23 protein-coding genes and 1 riboswitch are annotated in these 25,525 nt (G+C 32.1%); of the genes, 18 read left to right on the plus strand and 5 right to left on the minus strand.

Translation table 11 applies throughout. The features are described from left to right. The first annotated feature begins 219 nt into the window (after positions 1–219). The 8 genes from CLJU_RS02830 to CLJU_RS02865 all read left to right on the plus strand — a co-directional run bounded on the left by CLJU_RS02830 (position 220) and on the right by CLJU_RS02865 (position 7,770). Positions 220–570, plus strand: coding sequence for a hypothetical protein (locus CLJU_RS02830; RefSeq protein ID WP_013237258.1), 351 nt, complete (start codon positions 220–222; stop codon positions 568–570). A 440-nt stretch (positions 571–1,010) separates the two neighbouring features. Continuing rightward, entirely contained in the window at positions 1,011–1,385 is a 375-nt protein-coding gene (locus CLJU_RS02835) for a hypothetical protein (protein WP_013237259.1), read from the plus strand. A gap of 24 nt (positions 1,386–1,409) precedes the next feature. Then, the gene (locus CLJU_RS02840) at positions 1,410–2,684 is read left to right on the plus strand and encodes a TRAFAC clade GTPase domain-containing protein (RefSeq protein WP_013237260.1); all 1,275 of its coding nucleotides are present in this window, start codon (positions 1,410–1,412) and stop codon (positions 2,682–2,684) included. 2 nt (positions 2,685–2,686) lie between these two features. Continuing rightward, positions 2,687–3,742, plus strand: a complete 1,056-nt coding sequence (locus tag CLJU_RS02845) for a GAP1-N2 domain-containing protein (RefSeq protein ID WP_013237261.1) — start codon at positions 2,687–2,689, stop codon at positions 3,740–3,742. 13 nt (positions 3,743–3,755) lie between these two features. Continuing rightward, on the plus strand, positions 3,756–4,538 hold the full coding sequence (locus tag CLJU_RS02850) for a YARHG domain-containing protein (RefSeq protein ID WP_013237262.1): 783 nt from the start codon (positions 3,756–3,758) through the stop codon (positions 4,536–4,538). Positions 4,539–4,631: 93 nt separating this feature from the next. Next, positions 4,632–4,810, plus strand: a riboswitch (cobalamin riboswitch). Between the two features lie 104 nt (positions 4,811–4,914). Beyond that, the gene (locus CLJU_RS02855; protein ID WP_013237264.1) at positions 4,915–5,865 is read left to right on the plus strand and encodes an ABC transporter substrate-binding protein; all 951 of its coding nucleotides are present in this window, start codon (positions 4,915–4,917) and stop codon (positions 5,863–5,865) included. 25 nt (positions 5,866–5,890) lie between these two features. Further along, the gene (locus CLJU_RS02860; RefSeq protein ID WP_013237265.1) at positions 5,891–6,940 is read left to right on the plus strand and encodes a FecCD family ABC transporter permease; all 1,050 of its coding nucleotides are present in this window, start codon (positions 5,891–5,893) and stop codon (positions 6,938–6,940) included. After that, positions 6,940–7,770: a heme ABC transporter ATP-binding protein gene (locus CLJU_RS02865; RefSeq protein ID WP_013237266.1), complete on the plus strand. Its 831-nt coding sequence runs from the start codon at positions 6,940–6,942 to the stop codon at positions 7,768–7,770. The genes CLJU_RS02860 and CLJU_RS02865 overlap by 1 nt, the downstream gene beginning before the upstream one ends. Here the strand turns inward: CLJU_RS02865 and ytaF are convergent. Then, complete coding sequence (gene ytaF / locus CLJU_RS02870) at positions 7,759–8,382, minus strand: sporulation membrane protein YtaF (RefSeq protein ID WP_013237267.1); 624 nt, start codon at positions 8,380–8,382, stop codon at positions 7,759–7,761. The two genes, CLJU_RS02865 and ytaF, sit on opposite strands and share 12 nt — an antisense overlap. 258 nt (positions 8,383–8,640) lie before the next feature. Here ytaF and CLJU_RS02875 point away from each other — a divergent pair, with 258 nt between their 5' ends. The 6 genes from CLJU_RS02875 to CLJU_RS21200 all read left to right on the plus strand — a co-directional run bounded on the left by CLJU_RS02875 (position 8,641) and on the right by CLJU_RS21200 (position 17,775). Next, entirely contained in the window at positions 8,641–10,161 is a 1,521-nt protein-coding gene (locus tag CLJU_RS02875) for an Ig-like domain-containing protein (protein WP_013237268.1), read from the plus strand. Positions 10,162–10,866: 705 nt separating this feature from the next. After that, positions 10,867–11,817 carry an MTP-1 family protein gene (locus CLJU_RS02880; protein WP_013237269.1) on the plus strand — a complete coding sequence of 317 codons (951 nt, stop codon included), beginning with the start codon at positions 10,867–10,869 and terminating at the stop codon, positions 11,815–11,817. An 8-nt stretch (positions 11,818–11,825) separates the two neighbouring features. Beyond that, the gene (locus CLJU_RS02885; RefSeq protein ID WP_013237270.1) at positions 11,826–12,878 is read left to right on the plus strand and encodes a glycoside hydrolase family 130 protein; all 1,053 of its coding nucleotides are present in this window, start codon (positions 11,826–11,828) and stop codon (positions 12,876–12,878) included. Between the two features lie 270 nt (positions 12,879–13,148). Further along, a complete protein-coding gene (locus CLJU_RS02890) occupies positions 13,149–13,940 on the plus strand; it encodes a potassium channel family protein (RefSeq protein ID WP_013237271.1) in 792 nt (263 codons plus the stop codon). Between the two features lie 226 nt (positions 13,941–14,166). Then, positions 14,167–14,358 (plus strand): DUF2442 domain-containing protein, encoded by a 192-nt coding sequence (locus CLJU_RS02895; protein ID WP_087943144.1) that lies wholly within the window; start codon positions 14,167–14,169, stop codon positions 14,356–14,358. An 81-nt stretch (positions 14,359–14,439) separates the two neighbouring features. Next, entirely contained in the window at positions 14,440–17,775 is a 3,336-nt protein-coding gene (locus CLJU_RS21200; protein WP_013237272.1) for a cell wall-binding repeat-containing protein, read from the plus strand. Between the two features lie 80 nt (positions 17,776–17,855). Here the strand turns inward: CLJU_RS21200 and CLJU_RS02905 are convergent, their stop codons facing one another. Both CLJU_RS02905 and CLJU_RS02910 read right to left on the minus strand, forming a co-directional pair. Beyond that, entirely contained in the window at positions 17,856–19,238 is a 1,383-nt protein-coding gene (locus CLJU_RS02905) for an FAD-binding oxidoreductase (RefSeq protein ID WP_013237273.1), read from the minus strand. A gap of 30 nt (positions 19,239–19,268) precedes the next feature. Continuing rightward, positions 19,269–20,366: an Ldh family oxidoreductase gene (locus CLJU_RS02910; protein WP_013237274.1), complete on the minus strand. Its 1,098-nt coding sequence runs from the start codon at positions 20,364–20,366 to the stop codon at positions 19,269–19,271. Positions 20,367–20,510: 144 nt separating this feature from the next. Here CLJU_RS02910 and CLJU_RS02915 point away from each other — a divergent pair, with 144 nt between their 5' ends. Continuing rightward, positions 20,511–21,083 carry a VanZ family protein gene (locus CLJU_RS02915; RefSeq protein WP_041705280.1) on the plus strand — a complete coding sequence of 191 codons (573 nt, stop codon included), beginning with the start codon at positions 20,511–20,513 and terminating at the stop codon, positions 21,081–21,083. On the opposite strand, the gene CLJU_RS02920 is transcribed toward CLJU_RS02915, so the two are convergent. Continuing rightward, positions 21,060–21,602, minus strand: coding sequence for a macro domain-containing protein (locus CLJU_RS02920; RefSeq protein WP_013237276.1), 543 nt, complete (start codon positions 21,600–21,602; stop codon positions 21,060–21,062). The genes CLJU_RS02915 and CLJU_RS02920 overlap by 24 nt on opposite strands. Before the next feature lie 315 nt (positions 21,603–21,917). On the opposite strand from CLJU_RS02920, the gene CLJU_RS02925 reads away from it, so the two are divergent. Together CLJU_RS02925 and CLJU_RS02930 are read left to right on the plus strand one after the other, a co-directional pair. Next, entirely contained in the window at positions 21,918–22,712 is a 795-nt protein-coding gene (locus CLJU_RS02925; RefSeq protein ID WP_013237277.1) for an efflux RND transporter periplasmic adaptor subunit, read from the plus strand. Positions 22,713–22,731: 19 nt separating this feature from the next. Then, on the plus strand, positions 22,732–23,403 hold the full coding sequence (locus CLJU_RS02930) for an HlyD family secretion protein (protein WP_013237278.1): 672 nt from the start codon (positions 22,732–22,734) through the stop codon (positions 23,401–23,403). A gap of 159 nt (positions 23,404–23,562) precedes the next feature. Here CLJU_RS02930 and CLJU_RS02935 read toward each other — a convergent pair whose 3' ends face one another. Next, positions 23,563–24,717, minus strand: coding sequence for a purple acid phosphatase family protein (locus CLJU_RS02935; protein WP_013237279.1), 1,155 nt, complete (start codon positions 24,715–24,717; stop codon positions 23,563–23,565). 155 nt (positions 24,718–24,872) lie between these two features. Between CLJU_RS02935 and lepB the strand changes: the two genes are divergently transcribed. Further along, positions 24,873–25,403 (plus strand): signal peptidase I, encoded by a 531-nt coding sequence (gene lepB, locus CLJU_RS02940; protein WP_013237280.1) that lies wholly within the window; start codon positions 24,873–24,875, stop codon positions 25,401–25,403. Positions 25,404–25,525: the final 122 nt, after the last annotated feature.

The raw sequence follows: 25,525 nt of genomic DNA on the forward strand, positions 1-25,525 counted from the left end.
TGACTTAGTTCATAATATTCTTATTATGTGACTTAAAAGTAAATTATGATGAACTAAAATTGGTAATCGTGTAGGGGGAATAGTATGTTTATAAGGAAATATACCCAATAGTCCAATAAACATTTATTAAATAATATAAATGTGTAATATTCTTTTATTATTGAACAATGGTAAAATATCGTGAACTGAAGATTATTTGAATTTGGGGGAAAATGGTTTATGGAATATAACATAGAATTTTGGAATGTATTAGATAGTCTTGTGCAAGAATCGGAGGTTGTTATTGATAGACCCAAGGGAACAGTTCATCCCAAATATCCAGATTTCCTTTATGAAATAGATTATGGTTATCTAAGAGGTACTTCATCAATGGATGGTAGTGGAATTGATATTTGGAAAGGAACAGACAAGGAACAAAAAATAGATGCGATAATGTGTACTATAGATTTAATAAAAAAGGATTCAGAAATTAAAATATTAATTGGATGTACTGAGGAAGAAAAAGAAAAGATTTATCATATTCATAATGATTCAGCAAATATGAAAGGTGTCTTAATTAGAAGGTTTTAAATTCAATACAAAGTAAGATATGAATTAAAATTTATTTTTTTTACTGGTGAATAAATAGGAGGATTAGGTTCCAGACATTATTATAAATTCTATATATGTTCTTTGTTATTTTTAAAAGCTTTGTAGGTTGTAAGTAAAATTTGACTTATTCTTTGGATATCTTTACAACCTTCAGCTCGTCAAATATTTTGATAAGTCTAAGCAAAAAATATTTAAATGTGCTTCATTATTGTAAAATATCGCTGCGTATAAGTTCAAATTTTACTTAAAATCACATATAGATCGTAAAGTTTATAACTGAATTTATGTTTTAGAGAATTTAATTCACACTCGTAAAATTATATGTCTAAATTAGTGTGCTTTAATTAAATAGTATAAAATAGTTGTAAAATTAAAGTGGATAAAAAGTGGCAAACACTTTAAAGTGGAGGATTAGTAAAATGAGAAAGAAGAAAAAATTAAATATTTTTGCCTTAATAGTTATAATAATTGGAGGAGGAATGGCATTATATAATAATTATTTCCATAATATTGACTCAAATAGATATTTATCAAGCATAAATGAAGATAAGAGCATTGACTATGATGGGACTCACAAAAGTGATAAAAATAGTGAAAGTTTTGATTTCAAAAAATTTGATGGAAAGTGGTCTTTAATGCAGTTTACATCTAACAAAGGTAATATAAATTTTACTACGCCTAATGATGGAAAATATTCTATTAGAATTATCGGGGCAAATGCAAGTGGTAATTTTGCCATAAACGTAAGTGCCAGTAATAATATAGATATTTCTCATAAAGATTTTTTTGATTAATTAATAGAATGGAGGAGTGAGAGTATGGGAATCTTTAAATTTTTCAGGAGTGGTAATAGTGAACCTAGAAATACTTATGAGAAGGCAACTTATGAAAGAGGACCTTTTATGATAACATGTCCTTTTTGCTTTAAAAAATTTAAATCAGATCATGTGGTATTCAGGGCTTCTCACTCGGAAAAGGGAGATCCTGAATATGAAAAGGTAGAGGATGAGCTTCTTAATAGATACTATAAAAAGATAGGAAAAGGAACATTAGGGCCAATGAATCCCGTTGTTAAGGCTCAAGCACTTCCTGAAAGAAATAAGACGAGAGTGGACAAAGTACTAGTTGAAATTAAAGACAAATACGATGCAAGTACAGATGAAAGATTATGTCCTTACTGTCATAATGATTTGCCTATAACTTCAGGAAGAGGACCTTCTAAAATTATATCTGTTATAGGAGCTTCTCAAGTAGGAAAGTCTGTATATATGACAACTCTTCTTTATGTGCTTGAAAAGTATACTTGTGAAAGAATAGGGGCATCTCTTATTGCAGGAAACTCTGGTTACAATGATGAGATAAGAGAAAATCAAGAGAGAATTTTTGAAAAAAATTTAATGCTCGATCCTACTCCCAAACAGCATGTAGAACCTTTAATAGAAAATTTAAAATTTAAAGAAGATAAAATTCCACCTTTGACTCTTATTTTTTACGATATACCAGGTGAGGGTATGACAGATAAGGCCTATATGGAAAATCATGCAGAACATATAAAAAATTCAGATGGAATAATATTTCTTGTGGATCCACTTCAAATGAGGACTTTGAGGAAAAAGTTAAGTATTGTGAATAGGGAAAAAGGTGACTTTACGGAAAAGTATCAGGAACCGAAGGATATAATAGTGTATTTGTTTGAAAATTTTATATCCAAGGAATCTAAAGAAAAAACGCACATACCTACGGCAGTAGTAGTTACTAAAAGTGATATGCTTAAGAATTTAAAGGATGAAGAATATATAGGAGAGAACAGTAATATATTTAAAAATTACAATCATGAGGGATTTTTTAATTTAAATGAATTTGAAAATATTGATGGTGAAGTTAGAAAGTTTTTATTGAAAGCTGATGCCCCATTTAAAGGTGCCGTGGATGCTTGCTTTAAAACTGCAGGTTATTTTGCAGTATCTTCTTTGGGTTCTAATTCCAATCATCTTGAAATAGATAGAAGCAGCAGTATAAATCCTATTAGAGTGGATGAGCCTTTTTTGTGGCTGCTTTATAAAATGAATTATTTGGATGGGGGCAGGGAATAGATATGATAGAGCAGCAGTATTATACTAGGGAAAAAAGAGGAATATTTAGCAGTACTCCAGGTTATGATACTATTGCAAAAAGCAGTGGACTTGAGGATGAATTCATAAAAGACACTATTCACAGTTTATGCTCTTATACTGCTCCTGCATTTTTAGCCGGAGAAAAAGATTTAAGTAAATATCCAAAGGCACTTTTTTATGCAAATACTGGAGATGGAAAAATTATAATAGGGCAATCAGTTTTTGCAGGGGAGGACTATACCTTAAAAAGAAACAGGTATTTTACTCACTGCTATGTAATATCTGAGAATGAAAGAAAGTTATACATAGAAAATCCTGAAAAAATAATATATGCCTCAGGATTTGTAGAAAATTATGATATGGAAAAGGGAAATTCTATAGAAAGTTTGAGAGAAGTGAAAGTTGATAGAGTCTGTGATGTGTTTAACTCTATAGAAGATTTGTTTTTAGCTGCTTCTATAGATAAAAATACGTTTATAAATATGGTAAAAGCTTGTTTTGATGCAGCTGCTTTTAATAAAAAGATATATATTGTGGTTCCTTATAATGAAAATATGGATAAAGTTATAAAAGGAATACTAAAATACCTGTATAGGGCACTTCCTTTTGCAGTAAGGAGAAAGGTTGGTTTCACAACTTATGTGAAGCAGCCTGAAATAAAGGAGTCTATAAATATTGAATTTCTACTTGAAGGAAGCATAAAAAGGCTTACTCAAGATGTAAAAGCAGGATATGTTTTTGATATAGCAGATAATAATTTCTATCTTGAAGGAATTGATGAAAGACATCATATTTTTATAGACTTTGTTATGAATAATATAGAAAATGAGCAGGCTTTAAATGAATTCTTTATTCAGGCAGATAATGTTTGCTCTAGAGAAAAATTTACCATTGATATGTATGATAATATTTTATGCCCATCTTCTAAAAATGAAGAAGTTAAAGAAAGTACTATGTGTATGGAGGAAAATGAACAAGTTGAACATAAACATAATCTAGTGTATTTTTTAAAGAAGTTATTTTTAAATAAAGATTAGAGGTGACAAGTAGATGCCTAAATGTAGAGAATGTGGTACAGAGCTGGATGAAAATGATAAGTTTTGTGTATACTGCGGTGCAAAACAGGAAAAGGAACGTGAAAGAGAAGAGGATAAAAATGATGATACAAAGTATTATGGAAAAGAAAATAATGACTATAAAAAAGAAGATAAAAAGCATGAGGATAGCTTAAAGAACAGCGATACTTTTGATTTTAGTTCATCTCATGAAACAAAAAAGACAGATAGAAAAGATAAAGATGAATTTACCAGAGAGATAGATGACACTCAACTTAAAGATAAGCGGCCATTTAATTTCAAAATGATAGGTATAACTATTTTAACTATAATTGTATTTGTTGTTGCCTTTAAGATGATATCCTCACTTATAAATAAAGGTCCCGGCAAAAATGTTTCAAATGTGGAATCCAAGCAAAACGTTTCTTCTGATTTGAATAACAATGATGAAAATGATTCAGATAATAATTCAGGAGAATACGTGATACCTTACAGCAATACAAGGGCACTTACTAGTAATGACCTGAAAGGTATGAGTAAAAAGCAGCTGGCACTTGCTAGAAATGAAATATTTGCAAGGCATGGCTACACATTTCCTACAGAACCATATAAGAGTTATTTTGCAAGTAAGTCCTGGTATAAGCCTAATCCCAATTATACTAATGATGGCAAGGAACTTTCCGCGCTTGAGAGACATAATGTAAAGGTGATATTGATAGCAGAAGGCCGTGGAAAATATGTATCACCTGGATATGATGCAGATTATTATAAAAAATAGGCTAGCACATTGGCTGCTATTTCTTTGAAAATGCATAGGGTATAAAAAGTAGAATTTGATATAAAATAGGAGAAATGATATACTTATTCTATAATTTAATATTGAATTTTAGGTACTTGATTTTTAAGTTTAAAAGGGAAATAAGTGAAGAGCTTATGCGGTCCCGCCACTGTAATGAGGAGTATATTTATGGAATTGCCACTTGGAAACAGGGAAGGTATAAATATACAATGAATCAGAGCCAGGAGACCTGCCTAAAATTTACGGATAGCTTACGCGGATAGGCTTTGAAGTAAATTTTAATTTACTTGAAAACTATTGTCTGTATGATAATGGTTTTTTTATTTACATTATTATATGAATGGGGGAAGTATTGATGTTTAAGAGTAGCAAAAAATTTGTTTTACTAATTATGATTACGATTACGGTATTTTTGGCGGGATGTGGAGCATCTAATACAAGCAATTCTACTACAGACAGCAGCAGCAAAAGTGAATCTACTAAAAATACCGCTTATCCTTTAAAATTAAAAGATTCAACTAATACGGAAATTACAATTCAAAGTGAGCCTAAAAAGGTGGTATCCTTATCACCTAATGTTACAGAAACAATTTATGCATTAAACAAACAAAATATTTTGGTAGGTAGAACTGATTTTTGCACGTATCCTACACAAGCTTCTAAAATACCAGCTGTGGGTACTATAACTGACCCAAGTGTTGAAAAAATTGTTGAACTTAAACCTGATGTTGTAATAGCGTCTAATTTAACTAAACCGGACATTTTAAAAAAGCTGCAGCAGCTTAATATAAAGGTTTTAACTATTTCAAAAAATGAAAGCTTTGAAAATACTTATAATAATATAGAAAATATAGGAAAAATAGTGAATGCTAATAAAAAGGCATATAGTATAGTTTCAAATATGAAAGAAAAAGTTAAAGTTGTACAGGAAAAGGTAAGAGGAAAGAGCACCCCTACAGTATATTATGTAGTAAGCTATGGTACAAGCGGCGATTTTACTGCGGGAAAAGACACTTTTGTAGGCAAGATGATTGAAATGGCAGGAGGCAAAAATGCTGCTTCTGATGTTACAGGTTGGAATTACAGTCTCGAAAAACTTGTTGAAAAAAATCCTGATATACTTATATGTTCCAATAAATTTAATAGCAAAAATGGCATTAAGTCTACAAAGGGTTATAAAGATTTGGATGCTGTAAAGAAAAATAAACTTTTCGAAATTGATGAAGATATTATAAGCAGACAGGGACCTAGACTTGCAGATGGGTTAGAAGCTCTGGCAAAGATAATTCATCCTGAAGCATTTTAAGTATATATAAGAGAGGAATATGCTTATGAAATTTTCCCGAAAAAAACATTTTAAGTTGTTTTTTTGCATTTGCATAGTAATATTATTTTTTTCGGCAGTAATATCAGCTATGCTGGGTTCTGCAGATATATCCTTCAAGGAAACACTATATGTGATACTAAGTAAAATACCTATTGTGGGAGGTTTAGTTTCTACAGCAAGTATGTCACAAAATCACATGCTCATAATATTACAGATACGTTTACCAAGGATAATAACTTCAGCATTAGTTGGAATGGGATTATCAGTAGTAGGTGCATCCTTTCAGGCAATATTTAAAAATCCAATGGCAGATCCTTACGTACTTGGAGTATCTTCAGGAGCTGCTCTTGGAGCTGCAATTGGATTTATGTTGCAGCTGGATACTTTGCTTTTAGGATCTACAGCTATTACTATGATGGCTTTTGTAGGATCTATTGCAACTACTGTTTTGGTTTATAACATAGCCAGGGTAAAAAACAAGATACCACCAACTACACTGCTTCTGGCAGGTGTTTCTGTGAGCTTTCTTCTATCTTCAATAATATCTATAATAATGGTATTCAACAGGCAGCAGGTTGAAAAAATTGTTTTTTGGACAATGGGAAGTGTTTCTGCAGCAACCTATAATCAAATATTGATGCTGATGCCTTTCATATTCTTGGGTGTAATTATAATACTTTTATTTTCAAGAGATCTAAATATAATGCTTACAGGGGATGATACTGCTAAAAGTTTAGGCATAGAAGTTGAAAATGTAAAAAAAATAGTACTTGCTGTTTCCTCGATAATTGTTGCAGCTTGTGTGTCTATAAGTGGTGTAATAGGGTTTGTAGGACTAATAATTCCCCATGCAGTACGTATGGTATTTGGACCTGACCATAGGGTGCTATTGCCTTTCTCATTGATAATTGGAGCTGTGTTTATGATTATTTGCGATACAGTGGCAAGAACTGTAGCTGCTCCTTCTGAAATACCTGTGGGTGCTGTAACTGCTTTATTTGGATCTCCATACTTTATTTATCTTTTAATAAAATCTAAAAAGAGAGTGATATAATGAATAATTCAAATTTGTGTGCAATTGAAGTTAAAAATTTAAATTACAGTTTTGATGAAGTTAATATACTTCATGATATAAACATAGATTTTAAAAAAAATAAATTTTATTCGATTATAGGGCCTAATGGTTCTGGTAAAACTACTTTACTAAAAAATATTGCTAAAACCTTGAAGCCTTATAAGAGCACAGTTTTTATAAAAGATAAGGATATACTGGATTTAAAAAGTAAGGCACTGGCAAGAAAACTTGCGGTAGTTCCCCAAAATAGCAACTTGGATATGGATTTTTCCGTACAGGATATAGTTTTGATGGGAAGGGCGCCTTATTTTTCGAAACTTCAAAGTGAATCAGAAAGTGATTATAATATTGCTAAACAGGCTATGGAGGTTACTAATACCTGGAGATTCCGTGACAAATTTATAAATCAGTTAAGCGGTGGTGAAAAACAAAGAGTTCTTATAGCACGGGCACTTACCCAAGATACGGATATAATACTACTGGATGAACCCATATCTAATCTTGACATATACCATCAGATTGAAATTTTGGATAATGTTAAATCACTTAGCAAAAAGATAACAGTTATAATGGTACTTCACGATTTAAATTTTGCAGCACAGTACAGTGACCATGTGATACTTGTAAATAGTGGAAGAGTTGTAATGCAGGGAACTCCTCGGGAAGTACTCACAGAAAAAAACATAAAAAAGGTGTATAAAATAAATGTATGCATAATAAAAAATCCAGTTACCGGCAAGCCATATATAATACCTATAGGACAGGAAAGGGACTGCCCCAATATGAAAAACGGAAATTTAGATGATTAGTTCATAGATACCTAAAATTATAATACTAATGCCAGATACAAAAGGAGCATATTTACCGAAAAATTTAGACAAACAGCTGCTGCCTATAACACATCCTGCAACTAGGCCTGTTGTACTGAGAATGAAGGTAAATATAGTGGCAAGTAATATATTGATACCAGTTATACTTGCGCCTATACCTACTCCAACATTATTTATTGTGAGAGCGAAGGCTAGAAATATAGATTCTTTAACATCTATATAGCCTGAATTATCAGCGTCGGCTATTTCTGGATTGTCCAAAAGATTTTTATAGGGTAAAAGATTATTTTCAGCATTACACAGTTTTTTATTTTCATTACAGTGATTTTTTATAACAGCGTCAATTATAAACCATATGCCCATTAATATCAAAAAACCGCTTCCAATGATATTGGCTATATTTTCAGACATAAACTTAATTAGAAATTTACCTAGAACCATAGATAGAAATGTTCCTGCAGTAGCAATTAAAGCTATTAGAATAGTACTTAATGGACTAATTTTCATTTTTTTAATACCATAGGATATTCCTACAGTGAAACTGTCTATATTTGCGGATAAGGCAAATAAAAATGAAGGCAATAAGTGCATTATGTTCCTCCTATAGTATGGTTACTTCTATAGTATATTCATAATAAGATACAATGCTACCACTATTTACTTTTGCTTTGAAGATGTATCTAATTATGTATTTGTAAAGATAATATGGAACAGATGGAATAATGTACATCGCCCACCTATTGTTGATTTTGGGGAGATAATATGGTAATATACTGGTATATTAAAAGTCAATAGAAATTTGCAAAAAATAGAAAATATTTTTTAGCTTATATGAAGGGAGAGAAAAAATTGATTAAAAATTTAAAGAATCTTTTAATGTTTGCATCAATTGTTGTAATGTATCAGCTAAATCCGTGTAATATTGTATTAGCGAGTGATGTTTCTACTAATACAACCAAACCCCAGACTCAAGTAGTATCAACTCAAGACAATTCAAAGTCCCAAACATTACAAGACACATCCAAAATTTTAGCATCACAAGAGGAATCTAAATACATATCGGAAAGTAATTCTAGTTCTTCAGTAAGTGAAAGCAGTGGTAATCTCTTGCCAGCAAATGCAGATAATGTGGACAACGTTCCTGTGGATAAAAGCTGGATAATTCACTTTAACCAACCTATAGATTTGTCTTCAGCTAAAGAAAATGTAAAAATTATAAACAAAAAAACTAATGCAGAAGTGCCGATAAATATATCTTTAAGTAATTACGATAGCTATATGACTGTATCTACAGTTTCAGCTTATGATCCTGAAAGTTATTATATATTGAAAATTGATAATAACCTAATGGGTAGATATAATAAAGTTTTAAAAACTGCTCTTACCATGAATTTTAAAACTGGGGCAAAAATAGAGAATATAGATGATATCAGTGTGTCAATAAACCAAGGTGATAGTTATAAGCTGCCTGATGAGGTAACAGCAGTTATGTCTGATGGAGGAAAAGTGCAGGTAGGAGTTGAATGGAATGAGAAAGTAAATACTTTAGCTTCACCAGGAAAGTATGTTTATCAAGGACAGGTAAAAGGATATAGTAAGGAAGTTGATTTGTCCTTAACTATAAACCCTTCCACTAAAGATGTGGATAGTATAGCTTCTACTTCCATGTGGATATGGGAACTTCAAAATCAAGTGGATGCTTATGGAGGCATAGATAATTTAATAGCAAAATTAAAATCTATGGGGATAAACAATGTGTGTATTAAATACAACGAAGGTTCCAGTCCTTCAGGTGGAGGCACCAATTTTAGAGATGATTTTTTAAAGTATGTTGGATATTTCAAAGAGGCAGGATTTAAAGTAGGAACATGGGGTTACAATCATTTTGATGATGTTCAAGGTGAGGGTAATTTAATTATAGAAGCATTAAATAACAGTGATTACTATGTATTTGATGCAGAAGATGCTGTAGAAAATAAAGCTGAGCAGACAGAGGAGATATGTGAGCTTATAAGAAGCCAGTGCCCTAATGCAATAATTGGGTATACATCTTTTCCAATAGCCAGTTATCACCAGGATATAGCTTATTCAGTTTTTAACAAATACTGTGACTTTTCAGCACCTCAATGTTATTGGGGAGAAATGCAGTGGTCCGTAAATAGATGTTTGGATCAAATGGCTGCAGATTATAAAGCATATGGATTGGACAAGCCAATATATCCTATAATACAAACTTACAGTATAAATTATGAAGATTATACTGCATATAGTAAATATGGCTATAAAGCTACAGGTCTTTGGTCTTTGGATGATATAGGACAAACCTTTGTCCAATATATAAATGATATGGGAAGCAAGTTTAATAATTAACTTATAGAGTTTCTAAGTAGAAAGTTTACTTATACCAGCCATATACTAACAAAATTCATCACACTAAAAACTTTTTATAAATCTAAAGCTTGGTATTTTGAAAATCTAAAGAAGCTTATATAAACAGAGTTCTAAGCGTCAGATGGAGTTTTGACTCCATCTGACGCTTAGAAATCGTTATCCAGGGACGTAGCTGCTCTAATACTCCCACTTGGAGAAAAGCAGATATCCCAAATCTTTGATTTGGTGATAGTCGCTTTCACAGAGTGCGTGGGAGTATTAGAGCAGGTAGTCATCGGATAAACTCGTACCTCAGACATATATAAGTTTCTAAGATCTTCTAAAATACCTCGCTAAGACTTATGAAAAAAGTTTTTAAGTGTAATTTCAATTTTGTTAGTATATTTTATGTATAAGTCTTAGTAAAAAATTTTTAGAAAATCTAGAACTTTTGAATTGTTTGAGGTACGAGTTTTCAAAAGTTCTCAGTATTTTTTAAAATTTTTTGCTCAGCCTTATCAAAATATTTAACGAACTGAAGGTTGTAAAAAATATCCGGAGTATAAGTTGATTTTTCGATTAGAAACCCAATAAAGCCAGAAAGTGAAATTATGCTTTCTGGTTTTATTTTGGTAAAAATATAGAAAATTGAAAAAATAAGAATTATAATATAATTAGGTTAACTAAAACTAAGAAGGTGAAAATATGCTTGTTACTTGTGATAAATTATTGAAGGAGTATGATAATAAAAAAGCAAAAAAAATAGCCAAGAGAGTTAAATTTATAGGAATATTTAACAAGGATGTTTATAATATAACAGCTCCTTTTTTAAGCAATGGTAGAACAGTAATAGCTGGTAGAGTTGAATCAAAGAGAAGTAACGATTCCATGGTTCTTTTTTTTGAAAAATATGAAGATGCATGGTGTCATATAATAGAATCACCTATTATGAATTTGGAAGACCCATTTTTCACAAAGATAGGTAATGAAATGGTAGTAGGCGGAGTTGAAGTGTTTAATGATATAAATGATCCTAATAATCTTATATGGAGAACTATGATATATAAAGGTAAGGACATTTTTCATCTTAAGCTTTTTTTTGTAGGACCTGAGGGAATGAAGGATTTACGCATAACTGAGCTAAAAGATGGTACCATAGGTGTATTAACCCGTCCTCAAGGAGCTAAAGGTGGAAGAGGAAAGATAGGATTTGCAAAGATTAAAAGATTAAATGATTTGAGCATGGGAGTTATTGAAGATGCTCCTATTTTAAATGATTTTTTTAATGATGATGAATGGGGAGGAATCAACAGCATATATCCTATTGATCAAAATAATATAGGACTTTTAGGGCATATAGCAAAAGTAGACGAGAAGGGAATGAAGCACTATTATTCCATGACTTTTGTACTTGATATAAATTCTATGGCATATAAAGACGTACAGATAATTGCAAGCAGAAATGATTTCTTGCCGGGACCTAGTAAAAATGAAACGCTTTATGATGTAGTCTTTAGTGGAGGGCTCACATTTAAGGGTAAGAAAGCCATTTTGTATGCAGGAATAAGTGACATTGAAGCACAAACACTCGAAATAGATAATCCATTTTATGATTATATGAATAAAAATCCAGAATTATACTTCGATAATTTATAGGAGGAAAAATGGATATAAGAAGATATAAAGGTAATCCAATTATAACATGCAGTGATATAACTCCCTCTAGTAAAGACTTTCAGGTTATAGGGGTGTTTAATCCAGGGGCAGCAGAGTATAATGGAGAAGTGGTTTTAGCTTTGAGAATAGCTGAAAGAGTTGAGCAGGAAACGGAAGATTATATGAGAGTCCCCCTTTTAGATGAAAATAATAAGCTTAAATTTGTGACAATAAATAAAAAAGATGAAAACTATGATTTTAGTGATTCAAGAGTTATAAAAAAGGTAGGCAGCAATGTTGATTTTGACTATCTTACTTCTATGTCACATATAAGAATTGCAAGAAGCTGCGATGGTGTAAACTTTAAAATAGACGAGGTTCCTTTTATTTTCCCGGAAAATAAATATGAAAGTTTTGGAGTTGAAGATCCAAGAATAACTAAAATAGACGATAATTATTATATGACTTATAGCGCAGTATCCAAGTATGGTATTGTAGTGGAGTTAGCTGTAACTAATGATTTTAAAAGTTATAAAAAATTAGGTAATATTTTTAATACTGAGAATAAAGACGCAGTGATTTTTCCAGAAAAAATAGGTGAAAAGTATTTTGCACTAAATAGGCCGGTATCAAAGAGTACCGGCAATCCTGTAATATGGATATCTGAATCGGATAACTTGATCAACTGGGGGAATCATAAAATATTGGCATGTACTAGAGAAAGCTCCTGGGACTCTTCTAAAGTAGGGGCAGGTATACCTCCTATAAAAACAGATGAAGGATGGCTTGAATTATACCATGGGGTAGATGATATGGAACATTATTCTATGGGAGCACTTTTACTTGATACAAATTGCCCGGAAAAAGTTATTGGACGAAGTAAAGAGCCCATTCTTAGACCTGAAGAAAATTATGAAAAATCGGGGTTCTTTTCAGATGTTATTTTCCCTTGTGGATCTGTTTTGCGGAAAGATGAATTATATATATATTATGGAATATGTGATAATTCTATTGGACTTGCGATAGTAAAAATAAAGGATATTTTGAATACACTGGATTAAAAATATTTTTACAGAAGATAAACAGAGTTCTTGGCATCAGATGGAGTTTTGACTCCACCTGATGCTTATTAACAGTATTCTTAGTGCTTCAGCACTTAGAAGACGTTATCCTTTAGGGAAAATCGTTATCCAGGGACGCAGCTGTTCTTTTACTCCCACTTGGAGAAAAGCAGATATCCCAAATCTTTGATTTGGTGATAGTCGCTTTCACAGAGTGCGTGGGAGTATTAGAGCAGGTAGTCATCGGAGAAACTTATCTGGGGGAAAGTTATGATCCATAAAATTTCTAAAAAAAGCTTAAAATTAATTTACAATGTTTTTATAGGAATACTGTCTTTAAGCATTATAATTATACTTATATTTGAAGATGCAGGGAATCTTACAGCTAGAGACCTGGATACAGTTCACAAAATAGATAATATAATATGGATGATTTTTGTAGTCGACTATTTTACACGACTTATAATTTCAGACAATAAAAAGACTTTCATAAAGAAAAATATTATAGACTTAATTGCCATAATACCATTTAATATGATATTTCAAAGTTTAAGGATAGTTGAAAGTACAAAATTATTTAAAACTTTAAAATTAATAAATTTTTTAAGATCTTTACGGGCTCTGGCATTCTTCTTTAAGTTTCAAAAATGTTTAAATGAATTTATAAAAACTAATAAATTTAATTATATACTTCAACTTACCATAGTCACTATACTTATGGGAGGAGTGGGGATGCATTTTGCAGAAGGCAGGACACTTGGAGATTCAATTTGGCTGAGTTTTGTAACTACAACTACAGTGGGATACGGTGATATTTCTCCCTCAACCACAGCAGGAAGGATAATAGCATCCATTTTAATGCTTACGGGTATAGGATTTATAGGAACGCTTACAAGTACCATTTCTGCATACTTTATAGATAGGAAGGCTAAAAAGGTACGTAAAAATTTTAAATACAAGGTTTTGGATACCATTAAGGAAGAGTTAGATGACTTTGATAGTTTGTCTAATGAAGATATAAACAACATCTGCAAAACATTGATAGGCTTGAAAAATAAATAGCATAATATAAAGAAGGTTATACATGATTAATGCAATATGTATAACCTTTTGCATATGCAATTAATGTAGATATTATACATAAAATTGATAAAATCTATATAAAAAATACGCCAAAAGGAGTATATGCAAAAAAAAATTACCTGCTACAATCGGAGTTGTATGGAGAATTTCTTCATAGTTTTGTAAAATATTTGGATTAAAAATGAAATGAAAGGAGGAACATCAGGTGATCAGTATAGTAAATGTGATTCTAAATAATGATTACACACTTCTCATAGAATTGGAACACGGCAATAAAATTCTGTTTAATATGCAGAGGATAATAAAAACAATGCTTTACTCAAGTCTAAAAGATATTGAACGCTTTAAAAATATAAAAGTGGAGGACAAAATAATTTTATGCCAGCCTGTATATTAATTATCACGCAGCCTATAATGATTTTTGCTACAGTTTCTCCATCGGAAAATTTCTAAACAAACTCAATAAAGGGGAGGAAAAATGAATAAAATAAAGAATTTGATTTTTGGTATGCTATGTATTTTAGTTATAATGTGGATAAGAAGTTCATCACTAGTTTATGCAGCTGATGTAAGTGTAACTTTACGATTTAATAGTGATGGTATTTTAACACAACCTCAACAAGTAATGATTTCAAACAGTGGAGATTTTTTTAACAATGAAACAGGCATTCAGAATAGGGGAAATAGCAATGATGGAAAGTGGATAAATTATACATTAGTATCAGGACATAACTATATGGAAGTTGATAATTGGAAGTTAGCTGATGGCAATTGGATAAGTGATAATAACTGGGATCATAGTAGTAATCTAAGACGTGTATATATTAAATTTAAAGATTCGTCAGGAAAGGAATCTGGCGGTGTTTCCCAGACAATAGATAGTACTGGTACAGAAATTATTGACTATACAAAGATAAATGGGGGAGATATGTATACCAATAGTGAAAATGTAACAGTTAATTTTAAAGGAGATAGCATATATGGATATAATATCGATGGAATAGAAAATGTTAAATGTGGACCTGTTAGTCTTTCTACTGATGGCGGACAAACATGGGGTCAGCAAGAAAATTACAGTGCATCAGACTGGAGTACTCCATGTACTTTACCCATAGGTGATGGAATCAAATATATAAATATATATGGATCTATCTCTACTGTTAGTGCAGGAGATCTAATAATAGCTACAACAATATCCATAATATTGGACAAAACTCCCCCGAGTATTAAAAATGTAAGTGTTACGCCGCAAGCATGGACTAATCAGGCTATAGTAACAGCTAATTTCTCAGATGCAACTAGCGGTGTAGCAAAAAAGCTTTATGCCCCGGGAATGAAGGATATAAGCTATTTTAAAACTGCAGGAGCTGCAGTGCAAACTATTAATGGAAATAGTTTTTCTGTGAATGCAAATGGAGAATATTCAATTTATGCTGAGGATGGAGCAGGAAATGGAACGGTTCAGGTTGTTGATGTAAATGGTATAGGTATGGCTATGGTGAAGTTTTTAGGGGGAAATGGAAGCGAAAATGTAAATGTTAATAATTTAGTTATAAACTCATATGGGTCAAGTGGATACGAGTTTAAACTTCCCAATACAGTAAAAGACAATATAGTAAAAGCAGTAAATGATACAAAAGCTAGTGAGGCAGTCATAAGTGTAGAAAGTAAAAGCATTGATGTAACATTTCCTGAAATCTCAAGTATAACTGATGCAGATCTGGAAAATGGGATAACAGTTTTAGTCACTGTGGGAGCAAATAACAATATCAGCCCAGGACAATATATAGCAATTTTAAAAATGACACCAGGCAGTACAGACAGTAATTTTGATTTAACCTTTTCAAACATAAATCCAACAGTTGCAAGTTTTGACAAATATACTAGTTCATCAAATTACAAGGACATTCCAGTAACCATGACACTAAAAGGAAATACATTGAGCAGTATATATAATGGAATATCAAAGCTTACTTCAGGGACAGACTATACAGTAAGCGGGGATACAGTAACCATAAGCAAAGCTTATCTTGCAAAACAAACAGCAGGAACAACAGTATTAACCTTTAACTTCAGTGCAGGAAATTCACAGACGCTGTCCATAACAGTGGAAGATACGACTCCGGTAGAAACAAAGGGGACAGGTACTGTAGTAGATGAAACAGGGAAAGCAGTTAAGACGATAGATACTGAAATAACTACTGAAGCTGATAAAACCAGGATGCTTTCTGTGAAAGCACAGGATATTTTACTTGTAAAGGAACCTGATGGAACAGAAAGTCCGATAAGTGATTTATCAAAGATTGGCTTTTCTTCTGAAGGAAATGCAGGGGTTTCAATTTCTCAAGATGGAACCATTAAAATAACAAATTTGAAAGACAGCACGGATTCAAAAATTGATGTAACCTTTGACATGGGCAATGGCCAGAAAATAATAATTGGAACCATTGATGTTAAGGTTTCTCAAAATGGAGATGTAAGTCTTGCAAGCAGTCTTATTGATCCTTATGGAATTATAACAGATGTTTCTACGGGAAAAGTTATTTCAGGTGCAAATGTAACTTTGTATTATGCTGACACTGCAAGAAACAAGGCTTCTGGAAAAACTACTGGTACTGCAGTAAAACTTCCAGTTATAGCTGGATTTAAGCCTGCAGATAACAGCAATCCACAGACAAGTGATTCAAATGGTGCCTATGGATTTATGGTGTATCCTGATACAGATTACTATATAGAAGCAGACAAAAGTGGATATGACAAATATACAAGTACTACCATATCTGTAGATAAGACAATTGTAAAATATAGCTTTAGAATGAATGCAGCTTCATCCAGCTCAAGCGGCGGCTCTGGAGGCAGTGGCGGTGGAACACCATCCCCTGCAAAGGAAGACATAGAAAGGCTGTGGGGACAGAGCAGAATAGATACTTCTCTTGCAATTGCAAAGGCAGCCTACAAGGATAAAGTATCAAAAGTTATAATAGCATCAGGAGACAACTATCCAGATGCACTTTCAGGAAGTATACTTTCTTATAAATTCAAGGGTCCAGTAGTCCTTGTCAGAAATAATGAAGACGATGAAGATAAAGTACTTCAGTACATGAAGTCAAATATGAATCAAGATGGAACTGTATATATTCTCGGGGGAAGTTCTTCTGTAGAGGATGGCATGGAAGAAAAGATAGTTAATGCAGGTTTTAAAAATATAAACAGGCTAAAGGGCAGTGACAGATATGAAACAGCAGCAAAAATAGTAGATGAAGCTGGAGTAAAAGAAGGAACTCCGGTAATCATAGCATCAGGTGAAAATTATGCAGATGCACTTTCTATAAGCAGTGCAGCAGCAATTAAGCAGTATCCTGTACTTATGGTAAAGAAAGATGAAATACCGGATGCTATAAAGAATGAAATCTCAACAATAAAACCTACTAAGGTATTTATAATGGGAATGGAAGGAGCTGTAAGTGAAAAAGTTCAGGATGATATTTCAAAGCTAGCTAAAATAGACAGCAAAGATATTGTACGAATAGGCGGGCAGAATAGATTTGATACATCCCTTAAAGCAGCACAGTATTTTAACTCCCAGGGAAACAAGGTATGTATAGCATCGGGAAATGACTTTGCAGATGCACTTTCAGGAAGCAGTTATGCAGCAAATATGGGCGAACCTATAATACTTGTAAATAACAGTTTAACAGATGATGAAAAATCATTTTTACAGGGCATGAAACTGAAAGGTGCCTCTATTTTAGGAGGAATAGGTGCTGTAAGCAGTGAAATTGAAGATGAAGTTTCCAAACTTATAAGTAAATAAAGAAAAGAGAAATTCTCCATATGTTGCATGGAGAATTTCTTGGTTTATTTGGAAATGTATATAGATTTATTCCATAATTCTTAATCTACTATAGTACCTGGATTTAAAATTCCATTAGGATCAAATGCTTTCTTAATGCCTTCCATAATTTGAATTTCTCTTTTGGTAAATTGAAGAGGCATATATTCTTTTCTGGTTTTTCCAGTTCCATGTTCTGCAGTTATTGTTCCACCATATTTCAATGCAATTTTGTACATTTCCTGTTTAAATTCTTCATAGTAAGAAGGCAATTTACCATTGTCACTTAGTATGAAATTATGAATATTCCCATCGCCTATATGGCCAACTGCTGGGATTTCAGTATGGTATTTTTCAGATAAAGCAGATATATCGTCAAAGAAATCAGGTACTGCGGATGGTGGAACTGCCATGTCAAGTCCATCAGCTACATGGTCTTTAAAAGGAGTGTAGGCATTGCTCCTTATGGCTAAGATTTCCTTCTGATCCTTTGAAGTTTCAGCTATAATGCTGTCTACTGCATTATGTTCCTCACATATTCCTACGATTTGTTCACTAGTATCATAAAGTTCATCTTCAGTTTTAGCGTCCAGCATGAGCATTAAATCCACAGAGCCTTTGGTTGCAGGCCATTTAGTACCAAGGTGCTCTGCAGCTTTTTCTGAAATAGGTCTGTCCATGTATTCAATAGCTAAAGGTGTAATTCCTTCTTGAAGTATTTTAGGAACGCAGTCGCAGGCATCCCTTCTTGAATCAAAGGAAACTATGAGTGTACCTGTGTATTTATTTTTTGCATACAATTTTAAAGTTACTTTTGTAATCACACCAAGAGTCCCTTCGCTCCCAATCATCATCTGAAGCAAATCATAACCCATGTTGTTTTTTATTAATTTTCCACCTAAAGTGGCTATTTCTCCTGTAGGAAGAACTACTTCTAAAGCTTTAACATGATTTCGCATAATTCCATGTTTTACAGCCTTTGTACCTCCTGCATTTACAGCTACCATTCCTCCAATTTGTGCCCCTTCATCGCCGGGATGTATTGGGAAGAATAACTTATCCTGTTTATTTAATTCTTCAAGTAAATTTGCTAAAGTTACGCCAGACTCCACTGTAATCATTAGATTCTTTTTATCAAATTCCACGATCTTATTTAATCTTTCCAGAGATAAGATTATACTTGGTTTTATGGGAACTGCTGCACCACATACACCTGTACCACCGCCCCTAGCAATTACAGGTATCATGATTTCATTTGCATATGTTAGTATTTTGGATATTTCTTCTGGTGAACTGGGTTTAACTACTACACAATCTTTTGAGGATTCAACGCGAATTAAAGCTTCTGTTTCATCCTGCAAGTAACTTTGCATCTGAGATAGATCATCCGTAACCCAGTCTGCTCCGGTAATTTTTCTTAGATTTTCAACTATTTGTGAATTCAAAAATATTGCCCCCTTTTTAATAATTTACAATTATACTACTTTAGTTACATAGTCACTAGCTTTTATGCTAAAGTAGTCACATATGTCGTATATTTCTTTAAGAGTAGTGTCGTTTACTGGAATTCCATTTTTCATTTTATCCTTATAGGATTCTACTTCTTTCTCACCATGAGTATATATTCTTGTGGCGCCTTTTGCTTTCTTTGAATTTCTAAGTTCATTTAGGTAGCTGGAAAAGTTCTCTTCAATGGATTGTTTATCCCCAAATATACCATAATCCACTGCAAAGAAATAATGACATGTTCCAGATCCATTTTCCCTATCTAAGCTAACTTTATTTGCAGTAAATCCTCCAGATAAAATTGCTGTAAACATTTCAACTGCAAGTGCAAATCCATAACCTTTATGTCCTCCAGTTGATTCTTTTGATCCTCCAAGAGGAAGCAGTCCTCCTCCAGAATTTTTTCGTACATTAAGAAGTACATCTAAGGGATCTGTAGTATCTTCACCATCACTATTTAAAGCTAGACCAAGGGGAAGAGGTTCATGCCTTTTGTTATAAACTTCAATTTTTCCCCTAGTAACTACGCTAGTAGCCATATCCATTAAAAATGGGTAGGGTTTAGCTGGAAAAGATATGGCAATAGGATTTGTGCCAAGCATAGCATCTTTTCCAAAGGTTGGTACCATTACAGCTGGAGAGTTGGTCATTGAAATTCCAAGAAGTCCTTCCTCCTCAGCCATTTTGGCATAGTAGCCTGCAATACCATAGTGATTTGAATTTCTAACTACTACCATACCCATTCCTGAAGTTTTAGCTTTTTTAATTGCGAGATTCATAGCTTTTTTACCAATTAGCTGTCCCATACCGCCCATGCCATCTATTGTTGCAGATACAGGTGTTTCCTTTACTATTTTTATTTTAGAATTGATATTTATAAGACCACTTTTTATTTCACTGTAGTACTTGACCAGCCTTTGAATACCATGGGATTCAATTCCATATAGATCTGATAAAAGCAAAACGCTAGTTATGGTTTCACTATCTTCCCGGTTGAATCCAAATTTCTCAAAAACCAAATTACACAGCTTTTTTATATCTTCATATTTAACTTTGGTGTATGACATATTATTCCTCCATTTAGCAAATTTACTTTAATACATAATAGTGTTACTATAGCAAATTATACCTCATTTAAATATAAAATAGAAGGTGCTTGTTACCTAAATTTGAGGTATAATAATTGCATTAAAACAAAGAAGGTGACAAGTATTAAAAAGATAATTTTGATTATTTTATGTATTCTTTGGATGGGATTTATATTTTATAACTCATCAAATAATGGTGATATCTCTAACCAAAGAAGTTATAACATATTAGACAATTTAAGAAAAGAGTACAGACAAATTAAGGAAAACAAAATTGTAAGTAAGGATGTAAATAGCAATGTTCAAATTAAAACTCAAAAAGATCAAGCTAAAAGTGCATATGTGAATCCTACAGATAATAGAGAAGAGAAGCTGAATTTAATTATAAGGAAAAATGCCCATGCATTTGAGTATTTTATACTTGCTATTTTAGTCAGTGGAGTGTTATTTGAATTTAATGTAAAAGGGGCAAAAGCTTTAATATACATAATGTTTGTATGTCTTTTTTATGCTGTTATGGATGAATTTCACCAAGCGTTTGTGCCTGGTAGAAGTTCTCTTGTAAGTGATGTACTCATAGATTTTTTGGGAAGCTTGATTGGAATTTTTATTTTTTACACAATTTATTACTTGGTTCATAAAATAAAATCAAGACAAAAAGGAAGCCTAATTTCATTTAAGCAGGTATTTTTTTGATTTTTCAAGGAAAATGTTATAGGTTTTTTCGTCGAAATTGCACATTACAACTTTATTTAAACTCGTGTCTTTATTTGTGAAAAACTTTATGGTAGTTTCAAGAAGTATTTCAGCACATTTATCTTTTGGAAAGCCGAATATACCGGAACTTATGGCGGGCATGGATATAGAATGTAAATTATAGCACTCTGCCAGATTGAGCACACTTGTTACAGCTTTTTTTAGCTTCTCGTTTTCATTGCCTTCACCCATTACAGGGCCTACAGTGTGTATAACAAATTTAGCAGGTAACTTATGTCCATATGTTATAACTGCTTTTCCAACAGGAACATTTCCAATTATTGATATAAGCTTATTGCTATCATTTTGTATTTCAAATCCACCGGCAGAGACTATGGCTAGAGCTGCGCCGCCTCCATGTTGTAGTTTGCTGTTTGCAGGATTTACAATGGCATCACTGTGCTCTTGTGTTATATATCCTTTTTTGATTTCAATTGTGTTATTACCTATTTTAATCATATACGAATCCCCTTTCAGAAATTTTTTTGAATAGTATTATGAAATTGTATAGTTCTGTTGATACAATTATATACCTTACTCTACAATTAGCAATTTAACGAGCTGAAGGTTGTAAAAACATTCGAAGTATAAGTTGATTTTTTACTTAGAAACCCTCATATAAATAAAGTTGAAGATTTTCTGGATATTGGAGGAAATGCTTACTAAATTTATTTTAAAGTTTTAGACTAAAGTCCTTTATTTTAAACAACATTAAGCTTATAATAAAAATGTTAAAAAGTTATTTTACAGTGCCTACATAAGAGGAGGATGGAAATGAAAAAAATTATTTTAGTTTGTTTAGTAGTTATGGGAGTGTTTTTAGGTGGCTGTAGTTATAATAAAAATTCAGCTCCTACCAAGACGATTACAAATTCTAATGAGCAGAATGATAAAGGTTCATTTATAATGGGAGGAAAGATTGCAACAAATGAAGATACTCAAATAACTTCAAACATTTCAGCAAGGGTTTCAGAAGTATCTGTAGACATAGGGACAAAAGTAACAGATGGACAAGTTGTTATAAAATTGGATACCCAAGATCTTCAGAATCAAGTTGATCAAGCACAAAATGCATTAAATGCTGCAAATTCAAATTTAACTAGTGCACAAAGTAGTACGTATAATAGTACAAGCTTAACAGGTAGTTCTACATCGTCCAATATAAGTACTTATCAAAGTCAGGTAAATCAGGCACAGGCTGCATTAAAATCTGCTCAAAATTCGCTTAATAATGCTACTATTACATCGCCTATTGCAGGAACAGTTAGTGCTAAAAATGTAAATGTTGGAGATATGGCTTATCCAGGTAAACCGCTTATCTCAATAGTTAATTCTGATAAATTATATGTAAATGCATATGCACCATCTTACATTTTAAATAAGATTAACGTTGGTCAAAATGTAATTATTAGAGTACCTGACCTTCCAGATCAGGATTTTCAAGGAAAAGTAACTGTCATAAATTCTAAGGTAGAGCCGCAAAGTTCAGATATTTTAGTACAGGTTAGTATAAATGGTAAAAATCCATCTTTGAAACCAGGTATGTTTGCGGAAATAGGATTAGAGTAGTGAAAAGGGGGGATACAGCGTGGTTAATAAAATAGTTAGTATAATCAAGAAATATAAAATAGCAGCTATTGGAATATTAGTAGGAATTGCAGTAATATTGTGCGGTATAATATCTTATTTCTGGTATGAAAACACTTATTATATTTCAACAAATGATGCAGTAGTGGGTGCAGATGTAGTTAATGTAAATACTCAAATTCAAGGTAAATTACTAGAGTTTGATATAAATGAGGGCGATGAAGTTAATAAAGATGAGATATTGGCCAGACAGGAAGTTACAAATACCCCGGATTCAAGTATAGATTCATCTTTAGTGAGAGCTCCTATAAGTGGTATAATTGTGAAAAAGCAGAGTACTCAGGGAGAATTTAAATTAGCTGGTCAAACTATAGCTACTGTAGCAGATGAAGATAATGTTTATGTAACTGCAAATATAGATGAAAAAGAAATTCAAAATGTGAAAGTTGGTCAAGCTGTTACTGTTAAGTTGGATGAATTTAATGGTAAAAAGTTTAATGGAAAAGTAAAATCCATTGGATTAGTATCACAAAATGGTTTAAATCAATCTTCTAAAGATAAAAATGGTGAGTTTAAAAAAGTAAATCAAAAAGTGCCAGTTAAAATTCAGTTCAATAAGACTAAGGGATTGGTTTTAGGAACTAATGCAAGTGTCAAGATTCGTGTAAAATAAAAAAGTTTCTGAGAATTTTAAACGAAAAATAAACTTATGCTCCGAATATTTCTACGCATAAGTTTATTTTTTAGTTAGAAATTCTATTTAGAAATTATATAATGCACAATTCACAATTAAGGATGATTTTCTGATGTCACAGAAAATCTAAAAGTTTAACTACTTATCTATCATAATCATGTTAAATTGGGTATTATAGCTGCAATTAAAACCTGCTTTAGATAAAGCATCTAAACTCACATTTTTACTAGGAGAAAGATCTTTGGCATTGAAACTATAGGTTTGCTTATCTATAGTCAATTTCATTGAAGCTGAATCATAGCTTCCACCTAAGTACATAGTTATATAATTTGGATTTACATAAGCTTTACCTTTTATGATTTCAGCTTGATTACTTCCAAATGCAATTGGTGTTCCATATATAACTAACCTTGGATCAGCACCTATGGCTGCTAATTCATCATTATTTGAAGATTCTTCATCTTCCTGGCTATCTAACATAACGAAATGAACATTTCCGTAATCGTAAGAATATACTTGCCCTTTGAAACCATCAGGACCGTTCATCGGAACTTTAAATTGATTTGTAAAATATTTAGGTTTAGTTGAATCCCAGCCAACTGCATTGTAGGTTTCGTGATTGCCTTGAACTGGCATTTCAGGTAAATTGTCAATAACTCCTTTAGCAGCATTAAACCAGTTGTTCCAATGCCTATAATCTTGGCCCTTTTCAACTAAATCACCAACATTTATCATGAAATCTGCATCTTTATTTTTAGAATAGGCATTTTGAACAGTCTTATTCCAAGGAGCATAATTTGGAACATCAGCATTTCCACTTTGAGAATCCCCAAAAACAATAAATTTAACATCGTCTTCTTTGCTTGCTTCTGTTTTAAATTTATTTTCAGTACTCCAATTTTGGCCATCTCCTACCATATAACTATACTTAGTTCCTGGAGTAAGATTTTCTAAGGTAACTGAAAATAAATTCATACATCCAGTATTTATATCAGTGCTTGATGTAGAAAAATCTTGTTTAGTAGCATTAAAAGTTTTTGTTTCTCCAGTAGTCAAGTTTTTATATTGAACTAATCCTTTAGTTACATTTGTACTAGTTCTCCAGGTGATTGTTTGTGTAGTTTTAGGGTCTTTAGTCCAGGTTAAAGTAATGTGATCAGGTTTTACAGTAGAATTTAAATTAGTATTAATAGTTGTATTATCGTAAGCTGCATGAACTGAGTATATTGGAGCTATTGTTGATGTGGCAGCAATAAGTGCAGCTATTATCATGGATAAGTATTTTTTCTTCATAATATCCCCCACTAACTTAATTTTCCATTTGACAATCTTATTATATATTTTCCAAATTAAATGGATATTATATAAAGTTAACTGTATGTTAATTTATATTATGCTATAATAAATGTTAATTATAATTTTTGTAATATTGAAGGAGAGTATGATAAATGGAACATAAGGGAGTTTTAAAGAATATAGGCGGATATGTATTTTATATTATATTAGCAGTTGTGTTTGCATTGACATTTAGGACCTATGTTTTTGCAAGAACAACTGTGATAGGACCTTCTATGCAGCCTACATTTCATGATAAGGATTCTGTATTTTTAGAAAAAGTAAGTACTGAAACCGGTCATATAAGTAGAGGAGAAATTGTTACTTTTTATTCTAAAGACGAAAATAATGATGATTACATAAAAAGAGTTATAGGAATAGCTGGAGATAAGGTTGAAATAAAAGATGGAAAGGTATATTTAAATGGACAACTTCTTTCAGAAGATTATCTTCCTAAGGGAACAATTACTGAACCTAATTCTCTTATTACACAATATGTAATCCCTAAAGGATATGTTTTTGTACTTGGAGACAATAGGGGAAATAGTACTGACAGCAGAATACTTGGACCAATAAATTTGAAAGACATAAGAGGACATGTTATCTTGAGAGTATACCCTTTTAATAATATCAGGGCATTTTAAAACTGGTAATATGCATAAATTTAAGTGTAAATAGGTAAATATATAACTTAATTTTTGCAGTTTAAGAAAATTTGCTAAGCAACATTTTTAATTCTTAACTTGTGAAGGTTGAGTATGTAAAG

It is taken from the genome of Clostridium ljungdahlii DSM 13528 (assembly GCF_000143685.1).
GTDB classification, from domain to species: domain Bacteria; phylum Bacillota; class Clostridia; order Clostridiales; family Clostridiaceae; genus Clostridium_B; species Clostridium_B ljungdahlii.

Bases quoted from the DNA above. Each gene is read 5' to 3' on its own strand.
- CLJU_RS02830 (WP_013237258.1), top strand. From the start codon at position 220: ATGGAATATAACATAGAATTTTGGAATGTATTAGATAGTCTTGTGCAA.
- CLJU_RS02835 (WP_013237259.1), top strand. From the start codon at position 1,011: ATGAGAAAGAAGAAAAAATTAAATATTTTTGCCTTAATAGTTATAATA.
- CLJU_RS02840 (WP_013237260.1), top strand. From the start codon at position 1,410: ATGGGAATCTTTAAATTTTTCAGGAGTGGTAATAGTGAACCTAGAAAT.
- CLJU_RS02845 (WP_013237261.1), top strand. From the start codon at position 2,687: ATGATAGAGCAGCAGTATTATACTAGGGAAAAAAGAGGAATATTTAGC.
- CLJU_RS02850 (WP_013237262.1), top strand. From the start codon at position 3,756: ATGCCTAAATGTAGAGAATGTGGTACAGAGCTGGATGAAAATGATAAG.
- CLJU_RS02855 (WP_013237264.1), top strand. From the start codon at position 4,915: ATGTTTAAGAGTAGCAAAAAATTTGTTTTACTAATTATGATTACGATT.
- CLJU_RS02860 (WP_013237265.1), top strand. From the start codon at position 5,891: ATGAAATTTTCCCGAAAAAAACATTTTAAGTTGTTTTTTTGCATTTGC.
- CLJU_RS02865 (WP_013237266.1), top strand. From the start codon at position 6,940: ATGAATAATTCAAATTTGTGTGCAATTGAAGTTAAAAATTTAAATTAC.
- ytaF (WP_013237267.1), bottom strand. From the start codon at position 8,382: ATGCACTTATTGCCTTCATTTTTATTTGCCTTATCCGCAAATATAGAC.
- CLJU_RS02880 (WP_013237269.1), top strand. From the start codon at position 10,867: ATGCTTGTTACTTGTGATAAATTATTGAAGGAGTATGATAATAAAAAA.
- CLJU_RS02885 (WP_013237270.1), top strand. From the start codon at position 11,826: ATGGATATAAGAAGATATAAAGGTAATCCAATTATAACATGCAGTGAT.
- CLJU_RS02890 (WP_013237271.1), top strand. From the start codon at position 13,149: ATGATCCATAAAATTTCTAAAAAAAGCTTAAAATTAATTTACAATGTT.
- CLJU_RS21200 (WP_013237272.1), top strand. From the start codon at position 14,440: ATGAATAAAATAAAGAATTTGATTTTTGGTATGCTATGTATTTTAGTT.
- CLJU_RS02910 (WP_013237274.1), bottom strand. From the start codon at position 20,366: ATGTCATACACCAAAGTTAAATATGAAGATATAAAAAAGCTGTGTAAT.
- CLJU_RS02920 (WP_013237276.1), bottom strand. From the start codon at position 21,602: ATGATTAAAATAGGTAATAACACAATTGAAATCAAAAAAGGATATATA.
- CLJU_RS02925 (WP_013237277.1), top strand. From the start codon at position 21,918: ATGAAAAAAATTATTTTAGTTTGTTTAGTAGTTATGGGAGTGTTTTTA.
- CLJU_RS02935 (WP_013237279.1), bottom strand. From the start codon at position 24,717: ATGAAGAAAAAATACTTATCCATGATAATAGCTGCACTTATTGCTGCC.
- lepB (WP_013237280.1), top strand. From the start codon at position 24,873: ATGGAACATAAGGGAGTTTTAAAGAATATAGGCGGATATGTATTTTAT.